13 protein-coding genes are annotated in these 12,227 nt (G+C 58.3%); 10 read left to right on the top strand and 3 right to left on the bottom strand.

Annotated elements, in window-relative coordinates; translation table 11 throughout:
• The first annotated feature begins 2 nt into the window (after positions 1–2).
• Positions 3–590 (top strand): thiamine phosphate synthase, encoded by a 588-nt coding sequence (locus ABJP42_RS04090; RefSeq protein ID WP_348338603.1) that lies wholly within the window; start codon positions 3–5, stop codon positions 588–590.
• A gap of 78 nt (positions 591–668) precedes the next feature.
• Here ABJP42_RS04090 and ABJP42_RS04085 read toward each other — a convergent pair whose 3' ends face one another.
• Complete coding sequence (locus tag ABJP42_RS04085) at positions 669–1,748, bottom strand: HupE/UreJ family protein (RefSeq protein ID WP_348338605.1); 1,080 nt, start codon at positions 1,746–1,748, stop codon at positions 669–671.
• 61 nt (positions 1,749–1,809) lie between these two features.
• On the opposite strand from ABJP42_RS04085, the gene ABJP42_RS04080 reads away from it, so the two are divergent.
• The 4 genes from ABJP42_RS04080 (at position 1,810) to ABJP42_RS04065 (ending at position 5,371) form a co-directional block, all read left to right on the top strand.
• Positions 1,810–2,658, top strand: coding sequence for a DUF4198 domain-containing protein (locus ABJP42_RS04080; protein WP_348338602.1), 849 nt, complete (start codon positions 1,810–1,812; stop codon positions 2,656–2,658).
• Positions 2,659–2,725: 67 nt separating this feature from the next.
• On the top strand, positions 2,726–3,664 hold the full coding sequence (locus ABJP42_RS04075; RefSeq protein ID WP_348338601.1) for a PfkB family carbohydrate kinase: 939 nt from the start codon (positions 2,726–2,728) through the stop codon (positions 3,662–3,664).
• On the top strand, positions 3,661–4,575 hold the full coding sequence (locus ABJP42_RS04070; RefSeq protein WP_348338600.1) for a pseudouridine-5'-phosphate glycosidase: 915 nt from the start codon (positions 3,661–3,663) through the stop codon (positions 4,573–4,575). Before ABJP42_RS04075 ends, ABJP42_RS04070 begins: the two co-directional genes overlap by 4 nt.
• Before the next feature lie 100 nt (positions 4,576–4,675).
• Positions 4,676–5,371, top strand: coding sequence for a DUF502 domain-containing protein (locus ABJP42_RS04065; RefSeq protein ID WP_348338599.1), 696 nt, complete (start codon positions 4,676–4,678; stop codon positions 5,369–5,371).
• Positions 5,372–5,477: 106 nt separating this feature from the next.
• Here ABJP42_RS04065 and ABJP42_RS04060 read toward each other — a convergent pair whose 3' ends face one another.
• Positions 5,478–6,251 (bottom strand): 3-hydroxybutyrate dehydrogenase, encoded by a 774-nt coding sequence (locus ABJP42_RS04060; RefSeq protein ID WP_348338598.1) that lies wholly within the window; start codon positions 6,249–6,251, stop codon positions 5,478–5,480.
• A gap of 382 nt (positions 6,252–6,633) precedes the next feature.
• Here ABJP42_RS04060 and ABJP42_RS04055 point away from each other — a divergent pair, with 382 nt between their 5' ends.
• Both ABJP42_RS04055 and ABJP42_RS04050 read left to right on the top strand, forming a co-directional pair.
• Positions 6,634–8,451, top strand: a complete 1,818-nt coding sequence (locus ABJP42_RS04055; protein ID WP_348338597.1) for an extracellular solute-binding protein — start codon at positions 6,634–6,636, stop codon at positions 8,449–8,451.
• Positions 8,452–8,633: 182 nt separating this feature from the next.
• Positions 8,634–8,864 carry a hypothetical protein gene (locus ABJP42_RS04050; RefSeq protein ID WP_348338596.1) on the top strand — a complete coding sequence of 77 codons (231 nt, stop codon included), beginning with the start codon at positions 8,634–8,636 and terminating at the stop codon, positions 8,862–8,864.
• Positions 8,865–8,926: 62 nt separating this feature from the next.
• Here the strand turns inward: ABJP42_RS04050 and ABJP42_RS04045 are convergent, their stop codons facing one another.
• Positions 8,927–9,550, bottom strand: a complete 624-nt coding sequence (locus tag ABJP42_RS04045; RefSeq protein ID WP_348338595.1) for a helix-turn-helix domain-containing protein — start codon at positions 9,548–9,550, stop codon at positions 8,927–8,929.
• A 64-nt stretch (positions 9,551–9,614) separates the two neighbouring features.
• On the opposite strand from ABJP42_RS04045, the gene ABJP42_RS04040 reads away from it, so the two are divergent.
• From ABJP42_RS04040 to ABJP42_RS04030, 3 genes are read left to right on the top strand one after another with little or no spacing between them, the layout of a single operon-like run.
• Positions 9,615–11,123 (top strand): class I adenylate-forming enzyme family protein, encoded by a 1,509-nt coding sequence (locus ABJP42_RS04040; RefSeq protein ID WP_348338604.1) that lies wholly within the window; start codon positions 9,615–9,617, stop codon positions 11,121–11,123.
• Positions 11,124–11,126: 3 nt separating this feature from the next.
• Complete coding sequence (locus ABJP42_RS04035; protein WP_348338594.1) at positions 11,127–11,798, top strand: DsbA family oxidoreductase; 672 nt, start codon at positions 11,127–11,129, stop codon at positions 11,796–11,798.
• Positions 11,795–12,181: a potassium channel family protein gene (locus tag ABJP42_RS04030; protein ID WP_348338593.1), complete on the top strand. Its 387-nt coding sequence runs from the start codon at positions 11,795–11,797 to the stop codon at positions 12,179–12,181. The genes ABJP42_RS04035 and ABJP42_RS04030 overlap by 4 nt, the downstream gene beginning before the upstream one ends.
• Positions 12,182–12,227: the final 46 nt, after the last annotated feature.

The following is a 12,227-nucleotide window of genomic DNA, read 5'->3' as shown; positions in this document are numbered from 1 at the left end:
TGATCTCCCCCCCGAGTTTTGAACTTGGCCGCTACCCGGACCAATTGGCGCGGGTGCTGGACAGCACCGAGATCTCCTGTCTGCGCCTCAATTTGGCCAGCCGCGACGAAGACACCCTGAGCCGCGCCGGCGATGCCCTGCGTGAGGTCTGCCATGCCCGCGACGTTGCCATTGTGATTAGCGACCATCAGATCCTGGCGGAACGTCTGGGTCTGGACGGGGTTCATCTGAATGACGCCTCCAAATCCGTGCGCACCGCCCGCAAAGCTCTGGGACCCGACGCCATTGTTGGCAGTTTCTGCGGCGCCTCACGCCATGATGGCATCAGCGCTGGCGAGGCGGGCGCCGATTACGTGAGCTTTGGCCCCGTTGGCACCTCTGGTTTGGGCGATGGCGCAGTGGCGGAAACCGAGCTGTTTGAATGGTGGTCACAGATGATCGAAGTTCCTGTGGTGGCCGAGGGTGGCCTCACGGAAGACCTGATCCGCACCGTGTCGCCCTTTACCGATTTCTTTGGCCTTGGCGAAGAGATCTGGAACAGTGAAGACCCCGTTGCCACCCTGGCCCGGTTGATGGCGTCCATGCGTTGACAGGGATCTGCTTAACCTAAGGAACCACCAAGGCGCCGAAGGAAACTCAGGCGCCTTTCTCTATGCCGTGTGCCTCCCTTAAAGGAAGACCCGTTCATAGAACCAATAGCCGCCAATTAGCGCGATGGTGAGCGAGGCCGGGATGGCAACGCGGCCGCGGTATTTAGGATGTTTGCCAAACCAATACCCCAGGGCCCCATAGGCAATTGCAATCACAGTCAACTGCCCCAATTCAACCCCAGCATTGAAGCCCAAAAGCGCCGGTACGATCTGATCGCTTGGCAGACCGAACTCCCCCAGCACCGAGGCAAAGCCGAGCCCGTGCAGCAGGCCGAAGCCAAGGATCACAAAGGTTCGCCAGGCATGCAATCGGCGGGCGAAGATGTTTTCAACCGCGACAAAAACGATAGAAGCCGCAATCAGTGGCTCAACGATTGCGGGGTCAACGGTGACCAGCCCCAGGGCCCCAAGTGCCAGGGTGATACTATGGGCGATGGTAAAGGTGGTGACCTGCCACAGGAGCGGTGCCATGCGCACACTGAGGAAGTAGAGCCCCAGAACAAACAGGATGTGATCCAGCCCTTTGGGCAAAATATGGTCAAAACCAACCGGCAGATAGTTCTGGAAAACCTGCCAACCGCTTTGCACTGCGCCCCCTTTGAGAGCAATGGCAGGCGAGCGTGCGCCCCCCAGCAGATAACCGGTATAGGGCTCTTCCACCCCGTTCTGGCGCAGCACCACGGCACCTGATCGTTTGGGCCAGGTCAGGTTGAGGTAAAGCGACGAACGCGGGACATCTCCGCTCAGTACCAAAACGGAACTGCGCGGCAGCTCCGCATCGCCAACTTCTGGAATGGTCAGTGACTCCAGTTGCACAGCGACAGGCCCACCCGCATCAAGCTGCAAGTCAGGGATCCAGTCCTCCAGAAAAAGCCGCACCATCGGCTTCAACTCATCCTGCTCCATATTGCGCAGCAGGTCGTAGTCGGTGGATTTATCGCTGGTATCCGTATCTGCACGGCCATCCAGATCAATCCCTGCCACAAATGCCTCAATATTCATCCGCAGCACAAAGGCAATCTGGCCCTCGCTGACGTCAAAATCGGCAATCGTCGGCGTCACCTCATGGGCGCGCGTGGGGCCAGCGAAACACAGCATTAGGCTTGACAGCACCCCCAGGAGCCCCACCCTGAGAAAGCCCAATTGCAAAGTCATAAAAATGCTCAAACCACTGTTCCGCTCTGTTGTCCTGCCACGCCTGTTCCTGACCGCCCTGAGCCTTGCCGCTCTTGCAACGGCTTCTACACCTGCGCTGTCTCATGAGTTTTGGATTGAGCCGGAAAAATATCAAGTAAAATCCGACGACTCACTGCAGGCGGGTCTTAGAAATGGTCAGATGTTCAAAGGCGCCCGCCTGCCCTATTTTGCCGAACGCATCGTCCGATTTGATACGGTTCAGGACGGGATTATTACTCCCTACCAGGGCCGCATGGGCGATATGCCCGCGCTGGTGTTGGAGGGTTTGCAGCCCGGCCTGTTGATTGCCCTGCATGAAACCACGACTGATCTGATCACCTATGAAACCTGGCAAGCCTTTGCCGATTTTTCCAATCATCAGGGCTTCCAGGATGTGCAGGCCCGCCACCAACAGCGCGACCTGCCAGAACATGGGTTTGGTGAGCGCTACAGCCGCCATACAAAACTGCTGGTCTCCGTGGATCATGGTGCTGGGGCGGATCGCGCCTTTGGCCTGGAGACAGAGCTTGTGGCTTTGCAAAACCCCTACACCCTACCCGCTTCAACTGGACCCGCCCCCGCAAGAATACAAATCCTGCTGCTGTACCAGGGCAAGCCAAGACCCCTAGCACAGGTGGAGATTTTTGAGCGCGCACCCGATGGAAGCGTTCAAAGCGAGCGCCTACTCACGGATAATATGGGCGTTTTGCAGCTGTCGGTGCGCAGCGAACACAGCTATTTGCTCAATGCGGTGGTCCTTCGCCCCCTCATGGGCGATCCAGAGGCTGTTTGGCAAACGCTTTGGGCCTCTTTGGTTTTTGCCCTTCCTTGAGACCTCCGGACTTGCGACTGAGCGCTTGGCGCTTGCGAGGCACGACAAAAGGCGCAATAGAGCTTCCATGACCCAAGAATTCAAAACTTCCACCTCCGCGACAGAATCTGCACCAATGGTGCTTTGCATTGGATCTGTGCTCTGGGACATCATCGGTCGCAGCCCGGCTGAAATGCGCCGTGGATCAGATATGCCCGGCCGTATCACCCGCCTACCCGGCGGTGTGGCGATGAATATCGCCATGACCCTGGCGCGGTTTGGCCTGGTGCCCAATCTGCTGAGCACCGTCGGACGTGACCCGGAAGGCGATGAGCTGATTGCGGCCTGCGCCCGGCTTGGCTGCCTGACCGCGCATCTTTATCGCTCTGAAGATCTGCCGACCGATCGCTATATGGCGGTTGAAGGTGGCAATGGGCTGATTGCCGCCATTGCGGATGCCCATTCGCTGGAGGCCGCAGGCAATAAGATACTGCGTCCGCTGTTGGATGGCACCCTTGGGTCTCGGGAAGTCCCTTATGAGGGAGCGATTGCGCTGGATGGCAATCTGACCCTGTCTTTGCTTGGTGACATCGCCTCGGATCCGGCCTTTGCCAAGGCCGATCTGCGGGTCGCCCCGGCCTCGCCGGGCAAGGCAGAACGGCTTCGCCCCTTTCTGACCGCCACCCGCGGCACGCTTTATGTCAATCTCGAAGAGGCCGGGTTGCTGTGCCAGGATAGCTTCAGTAACAGTGAGACCGCCGCCCTGGCGCTGCTGGAGCGCGGCGCCGCCCGGGTTCTGGTGACTGATGGCGGCGCATCCGCCAGTGAGGCCTGCGCCCAATCCGGCCCTGCCGCCGTAATTACCCAGCAGCCACCCCGCGCCACCGTTGCGCGGGTGACCGGCGCTGGCGACACCTTCATGGCCGCGCATATCGCCGCCGAATCCCGCGGCGAAAACAGACACACTGCCCTGGCCGCTGCCTTGCAGGCCGCCGCCACCTATGTTTCAGGAGAACCCCCGCTGTGATCGAGATCCGGTATTCATCCGAAGTCCAGGCCGCAAAATCCGCTGGCACCGCCATCGTGGCGCTGGAAAGTACCATCATCACCCATGGGATGCCCTACCCACAAAATGTTGAAGTGGCTGCGCAGGTGGAACAGGACATCCGCGACGCTGGCGCCACCCCTGCCACAATCGCGGTGATGCAGGGCGTTTTGCATGTGGGGCTGGAAGCGGATCAGCTGCAATCCCTGGGCCAGGCCAATGATGTCGCAAAAGTCTCGCGCGCGGATATGCCCGCCTGTATCGCCATGGGTAAAACCGGCGCCACCACCGTAGCTGCCACGATGATTGCCGCGCGACTGGCAGGTATTGGCGTCTTTGCCACAGGCGGTATTGGCGGCGTCCACAAAGGGGCCGAGACCAGCTTTGACATCTCTGCCGATCTATTGGAGCTGGCGCAGACACCGGTGACTGTTGTTGCGGCCGGCGCCAAGGCCATTCTCGACATACCCAAGACCCTGGAAATCCTTGAAACTCAAGGCGTTCCGGTGATTGCCTATGGCCAGGACAGCTTCCCGGCCTTTTGGTCAGCGCAGTCTGACCTGACCGCGCCTTTGCGGATGGACAGCGCCGCCGAGATTGCCCGCGCTCAGGCCACACGCGCCTCTATGGGGTTGCCGGGCGGCCAGTTGATTGCCAATCCGATTCCGCAGGAGGCCGAAATCGCGGCGGCGGTTTTAGCTCCGGTGATTGCCCAAGCCCAAGGCGAAGCCGACGCACAAGGCGTTGTCGGCAAGGCAGTCACGCCATTTTTGCTCAAACGCATCTTTGAGCTGACCGAGGGAAGGTCCCTGACGGCAAATATCGCCCTGGTGCGCAATAATGCGCGACTTGCAGCAGAAATCGCCAAAGAACTGGTCACCCTTAACGCTTGAGTGACTTTCCTTTGACAATCCCATTGCCCCAGCGGTGATCAGTACCTAGGTTCTGGCTAACTCGAAATATGTGATTGATCCCAATGCTTGATTGCCTCTCATGACCACGCCTTTTGACGAAGACCCCATTCGCCATCGCCCTGGGCTGTTTGCCCGGCTGCGCTCCTCGTTCTTTACTGGGATTGTGGTTATTGCACCGGTTGGGCTGACCATCTGGCTGTTGTGGACCGTGGTGGGTTGGGTCGATTCCGTTGTGCTGCCACTGGTGCCGCATACCATATCGCCCGAGCAATACATCGGTATCAATCTGCGCGGCATCGGGCTGATCTTCTTTTTGCTCTTTACCATCGTGATTGGCTGGATCGCCAAGGGTATCATTGGCCGCTCGCTGATCGGTTTTGCCGAAAACCTGGTCAACCGCATGCCGGTGGTGCGCACCATCTATTCCGGCATCAAACAGATCTCGGAAACGGTTTTTGCCCAGTCCGAACGGAGCTTTGAAAAAGCCTGTCTGATCCAGTATCCCCGTCGCGGCATCTGGGCAATTGGCTTTATCTCGACCACGGCCAAAGGCGAGGTCTCTGAACAGGCTGACACGACCGGTGCCATGATGAGCGTCTTTCTCCCCACCACGCCAAACCCGACCTCTGGGTTTTTGCTCTTTGTGCCCAAGGATGATGTCATTGAGCTGGAGATGAGCGTGGAAGACGCTGCCAAACTGGTGATTTCTGCCGGGCTGGTCTATCCAAACGCCAAAGACCCCAGCCAGCCAGAGCTTCCCGAAGAGAGTGCCTGAAGGCTTCGAAGCAATCTGAAGTGATCAAATGACAAAGGGAAGGCAGAGCGCACTCCCTTTGTCATTTGTATCTCTTAGGTATTGTGCTGGTTTGCTGTGTCCAGCGCTAAAGCGCAGTCCAGCCGCCATCAACGCTAAGAGTGGTGCCGGTGATTTGCGCCGCCGCGTCCGAGCAGAAAAACACGGTGGAGCCGCCCAGCTGCTCAACGGTAGCAAATTCACGCGAGGGCTGGCGCTCCAGCATCACCTGTTTGATCACCTCTTCGCGGGACATGTTGTACTTGGACATGGTGTCCGGAATTTGTGCTTCGACCAGCGGGGTCAGCACATAGCCGGGGCAGATGGCATTGCAGGTGATTGGCTCTTCGGCGGTTTCCAGCGCCACGGTCTTGGTCAGGCCCACAACGCCGTGTTTTGCGGCGACATAGGCGGATTTGAACGGCGAGGCCGTTAGCCCATGGGCAGAGGCGATATTGACCACCCGGCCCCAGCCCGAGGCTCGCATCATCGGCAGGGCAGCGGCTGTGGTGTGAAAGGCCGAGCTGAGGTTGATGGCCAGGATGGCATCCCAGGTCTCTGCCGGGAATTCATCCACCGGGGCCACATGCTGAATGCCCGCGTTGTTGACCAGGATATCACAGGACCCGGCGCTCGCGATCAGGTCCCGGCAGGCCGCGCCTTTGGACATATCGGCCTGAATATAGCGGGCCGTGACGCCGAACTCGGCTGCAATGCCCGCTGCCAAGGAATGATCTTCGTCCCGGTCGGTAAAGGAGTTCAGCACGACATCCGCCCCGGCGCGAGCCAATTCGCGCGCGATACCAAGCCCGATGCCTGAATTTGATCCGGTGATCACGGCTGTTTTTCCCTGGAGCGTCATCTCATGTCCCTTTCCCTGGTCACTTTGAAGCGGTGTTTCCCCTTCTTGCCATGCTGCAGGCGCAAAAGAAACGCGTAGGACTACGTAGACGGCCTTGGGGTTCCTTTGGGTGCTACAAATCAGAGGCCGTTCAAGGCAGATTCGGAGCGTGTCGACAGGTCGTACTGCGCACTCAAGATGCGGGCCGCCAAAAAAAAAACGCCCGCGCGAAGCGGGCGTGAAGTTATTGAGGCAGGTTTCATACAGGCAAGAAACCTATCGAGCAGTGAGACCTTTATAAGCAATTTGACGCTTTCCTCCAAGCTAAAAGTTTGAAATGACGAAGATGCCACAGTTAGGTATAGACCTAAGAAAATAAGGGCAGAGCGGGATTGTTGCCAAAGTGAAGTCAGTTTTTTTCCAAAACCTCAAGATCGCCACAGCTGGAATCCTGCTGTTTGGCGGTGCCCAATTTGCCCAGGCAGAATCATCCCATGGCATAGCTATGTATGGCGACCCCGCCTTGCCACAGGATTTTGTGTCTTTACCCTACGTTAACGCTTCGGCCCCCAAAGGCGGCAAAGTCGTCTTTGGCAATACCGGCGGGTTTGATACGCTCAACCCCTTTGCCCAGAAAGGCACGCCGCCCTGGCAGCTCAGATTTTGGGGCTACGAGAGCCTGATGGGCCGCTCCTGGGACGAAGCTTTCTCTCTTTACGGGCTGTTGGCCGAATCAGTTGAAGTACCAGAAGACCGATCTTGGGTCGAATTTACCCTGCGGCCAGAGGCACGATTCTCGGATGGCACCCCCGTCACCGTCGCGGATGTGATCTGGTCCTACGAGACTCTCGGCACCAAAGGCCACCTGCGATATCGAGGGTTCTGGAACAAGATCGCAGAGATCCGCAAGACCGGCCCCCGCAGCCTGCGGATCAGTTTCAACACCGAGGATCGTGAGCTTGCCTTGATCGCCGGAATGCGGCCGATTTTGCAAAAGGCGCAATGGGAGGGAAAAGACTTTGCCGCCTCAGGTCTTTCCGAGGCGCCAATTGGCACCGGCGCCTATGTTGTGGATAACTTTGAGGCAGGTCGGCAAATAACGTTAAAACGCAATCCGGATTATTGGGGTAAGGATTTGCCCTTTAGGGTTGGTACACAGAACTTTGATCAGCTCAGAATAGACTTTTTTGGCGATCAAACCGTTTTGTTTGAGGCATTCAAAGCCGGAGAGCTAACCAGCTACCGCGAATTCAACGCCGACAAATGGGCCAGTGCCTATGGGTTTGCCGCCGTCACCGACGGGCGAGTGGTCAAAAGCGAGATCCCGCATCAACGTCCCTCTGGTATGACGGGGCTGGCCATCAACACCCGACGCGCACCGCTGGATGATTGGCGTGTGCGCGAAGCGTTGCTGCTAGCTTTCAACTTTGAATATATCAACGAGACCATCACCGGCAGCGTCCAGCCCCGGATCAGATCCTATTTCTCAAATTCGCACCTAGGTCTGCGCCCTGGTCCCGCCAAAGGCCGGGTTGCAACCTATCTTGCTCCCTTTGCTGATGATCTGCCCGTCGGCGCCATCGATGGCTACGCACTGCCGCAAAGCGATGGCACCCAGCGCAATCGTAAAAACCTGCGGCAGGCCATGAAGCTGCTGGCAGAAGCCGGGCTCACTGTGCAAGACGGTGCGCTCCACACTGCAGATGGCACGCCCCTGAACCTGAAGGTGCTGCTGCGCCAAGGCGACACAGAGATGAAAACAGTGGTGGAGATCTACGCCCGCGCACTGGAACGTCTAGGCATCACCTTAACGCCTGAATTGGTTGACAACGCACAGTATGTTGGCCGCCAAAGCGACTTTGACTTTGATCTGACCCGGGTGCGGCGCGAGCTATCGCTCAGCCCAGGCAACGAACAAAAACTATACTGGGGCGCAGCGGGGGCTAACCAGCCCGGAAGTCGCAACCTGATGGGCATCGCTTCACCAGCGGTAGATGCAATGATTGACCTGATGCTCACGGTTGAAACACATGAAGAGTTCACATCGGCCACCCGCGCATTGGACCGGGTATTGACCGCAGGGCGCTATGTGATCCCGATCTGGTCCTTTGACAAAGGCCGCATCGCCCATGCGCGTGAGCTGAAATTCCCCGAGACACTGCCGATCTATGGCGATCGCACCGGGTTTATGCCCGATGTCTGGTGGTATCAGGAAGACTAGCCAGCCTCGGATTGGCAATATGCAGCTTCCTAAATGACCGCCGGTTGGGTTTCCACACAGGGTGCCCCTCCCTGGTTGGCGGCCCCCTCTGTGTGGTCTGCGAACTCTCACATTCCATTTTCACCTCACTTTGCTATAGTGGGCCTCAGTAAACGGTTATTGTTTCTATAGGGGCATCAGTCATGACGGTCTTTCCCCCCCCACTGTGCTGGGAAGATATGTACCCGCGGGCCAAACAGCGTTTCCCGCATTTGCAGCCTGAAACGGTCCCCAGTCTGGAGCAGGACCGCGACGGGTTTGTGGCCTATCTGGCCAATACCCACCACCTGACCCTGCGCGAAGCCCGTGAAGAGGTTGAGGATTTTCTCTTTACCGAAAGCCTGCACGCGGAATTGGACGTGGAGCCCGTCTAAACTTGTTGTGGACTGCTGCCTGTGGCCACTGGGGATCCACCACAATCTCTAGCTGAGCAACCTTAGCTGAGCGAGGTCACCCAGAGAATGGTGGCGTCTTCCTGGCTCATGGACACTACATTGTGACCCATTGCCGCGTCATAATAGGCGCTGTCGCCCCGGCGCATCTCTACCGGCTCGTAGAACTCGGTATAGAGCTTTACCACCCCGGTGAGCACATACATGAACTCTTCGCCATCGTGGCGCACCCAACCGTCAAACTCTTCCATCGACCGGGCCCGCACCCTTGCGCGGTAAGGCAGCATCTGTTTGCGGCGCAGCCCCTCGGCCAGCAATTCGTGCTCATAGGTGGCAGTTGCCTGTGCTGAGCCTTCGTTCAGCTTTGTCACGGTCATACGGCCATTGACCTGGTCCCGCTGCGGCTGGGTAAACAGCTGCGGCACCGAAATTTGCAGCCCAACGGCCAGTTTTTTGAGCGCCTCATAGGTCGGCGACATCTGGCCGTTTTCGATCTTGGACAGGGTAGAGCGGGCCAACCCTGCCTGATTGGCCGCATGTTCCAGCGTCCAGTCGCGGGCCTTGCGCAACTCACGCACCCGGGCGCCGAGATCAAGCGGCTCTGCTTCGCGCTCCTCGCCGGTGGCGCGGGCAATGGTGATCAAAGATTTTGGATCGCGTCCTGTCATAGGGCTTCTATAGGATGCCCGCTGCATGCTTGCAACGCGGCACTTGTCGCGCTAGCCAATGGATATGTTGTCCCTGTTTGATCAAGGTGCCTTTGCACCCTGCCCCGCCCCTTTCAATCTGGCGGCCCATGTGCTGCGTCGTGCAACTGATCTGAGCCAAAAGCCCGGATTGGAAGTTTTGGGTCCCGGTGGATCTCAGATCTGGACATTTGCCCAGTTGGAAGCCGCTGTACGCGGTACTGGCACGGGCCTGTTGCAACAGCGGCTGCAGCCCGGCCAGATCCTGCTGATGCGCCTTGGCAATACCGTCGATTTCCCCATTGCCTACCTCGGCGCCATCGCCGCCGGGCTGGTGCCAGTGCCGACCTCCTCTGATCTGACAGAGGGTGAGGTCGCCAAGATGATCGCAGATCTGGAGCCCGCCGCTGTGTTGCGCGACCCAGAGGTAACCTGCGCCGCGCATCCCAATCAGATCCTGCTGGCAGATTTGCAGGCCATGCATGCGCTGCCCCCTTGCGACTATGCAATGGGCGATCCAGAGCGTATGGCCTATGCGGTCTATACCTCCGGCACCAGCGGCAAACCCCGCGCCGTTGCCCATGCCCATCGCGCCATCTGGGCGCGGCAAATGATGGTGGATGGCTGGTATGATCTGAAGGCTGAAGACCGCCTGCTACACGCCGGAGCCTTCAACTGGACCTTTACGCTCGGCACCGGCTTGATGGACCCCTGGACCATTGGCGCCACTGCTCTGATCCCGGAACCTGGCACAGACCCATCAGACCTCCCGGCGCTGTTGAAACAGCATCGGGCCACAATATTTGCCGCAGCCCCCGGGGTTTATCGCAAAATACTAAAGACGAAATCACCGCTGGATCTGCCCGATCTGCGCCATGGGCTCTGTGCTGGGGAAAAACTCTCTGCCCATCTGCATAGCGCCTGGACCAAGATCACCGGAACTGAACTATATGAAGCCTATGGCATGTCAGAGTGCTCTACCTTTATCTCGTCCAGCCCCAGCCATCCAGCGCGGGGCCAGGCATTGGGACAGCCGCAGCCGGGACGTCGTGTGGCGATCCTTGGCCCTGATGGGCCGGTGCCGCAGGGCGACGAGGGCACCATTGCCATTGCCGCCTCTGATCCCGGCCTGATGCTTGGCTATATGAATGCCCCCGAAGAAACCGCCGCACGGATGCAGGACGGCTGGTTCCTGACCGGAGATCAGGGCGCCATGGCCGTCGATGGCCAGGTGAGCTATCTAGGTCGGGCCGACGACATGATGAATGCCGGCGGCTTTCGGGTCTCTCCAATCGAAGTGGAAACCCAGCTTTCCGCCCATCCCGGCATCATCCAGGTCGGGGTGGCCACAGTTGAAGTAAAGACCGACAGTCACATCATTGTGGCCTTTTATACGGGGCCTCGCGCCCTGGAAGTGGAGGAGCTACAGGATTTTGCAGCTCAAAAACTCGCGCGCTACAAACAGCCCCGCGCTTATGTCCACCTGCCAGCCCTGCCCAGTGGCGCCAACGGCAAATTGCTGCGCCGCGCCCTGCCCGCCTATTTCAAAGGATAACCCATGACCGCCGATCTGCCGACCGTAAAGCTCGACATCATTTCCGACCCGATTTGCCCCTGGTGCTACATCGGCAAAACCCATCTGGACAAGGCGCTGGCGGAACTCCCCGAACATCCCTTTGTCATTGAATGGCACCCGTTTCAGCTGAACCCCGATATGCCGCGCGAAGGCATGGGGCGGCGTGAATATCTGGAAGGCAAATTTGGCGGCAAAGAAGGCGCGGTGCGGGCCTATGCACCAGTAGTGGAGCACTCGGAAAAGGCCGGGCTCAAAATTGATTTTGGAGGCATGCAGCGCACCCCCAACACCATCGACGCCCATCGCCTGATCCATTGGGCCGGCATTGAAGGCAAACAGGGCGCGATGGTTGACGCGCTGTTTGACGCTTATTTTGCGCAGGCCCGTGACATCGGCGATCATGATGTTCTGGTAGAAATTGCCGAGAAAACTGGCCTGGAGGGGGGTGTCATCCGCAAACTCCTCTCTGGTGACAATGACGTTGAGGACATTCGCAACCGCGATGCGCATTCGCGCAAGATGGGGGTTTCCTCGGTCCCGACCTTCATTATCGCCAATCAACATGCCGTCCCCGGCGCCCAGCAGCCCGAGATGTGGAAGCAGATCGTTGAGGATATTATTCAGCAGTTACAAACACCTCAGGAGGACACATGAACCAGCTTCGTCGGTTGACCATCTTTGTCGCCCTTCTTGTCATCGTCTCCTCAAGCACTGTGTTCTTTCGCATCATCGAAGGCTGGAGCTGGCTTGATTCCTACTTTTTCACCATCGTCACCATCTCCACCGTTGGCTATGGCAATCTGGTCCCGGTGACGGCGGCCGGAAAATTGGCGACCACCTTTCTGATCTTTGGCGGATTGGGCGTTTTTGCCCTGGCAATGCATGAGTTTGCCCAGATGCAACTGCTGAAACGGCAACAGCATAACGAATGGCTTTTTGCCAAGCTTGACGGCAAAAGCGAGGAGGCAAGCGAACAGGTTGCCAATGAGGATGCCGAACCCCACGCGGCGGCATCACAAGAGGAACCAAAGGCCTAGACCTGCCTTTGCACCGCCCATCGGGCACTCGTGTTGAATGGCCTGA

Origin of the sequence: Pseudophaeobacter sp. (genome assembly GCF_039971195.1) — a bacterium.
GTDB lineage: Bacteria > Pseudomonadota > Alphaproteobacteria > Rhodobacterales > Rhodobacteraceae > Pseudophaeobacter.
The sequence above is the reverse complement of the archived record's forward strand: the minus strand, read 5'-3'. Positions and strand labels throughout refer to the sequence as shown.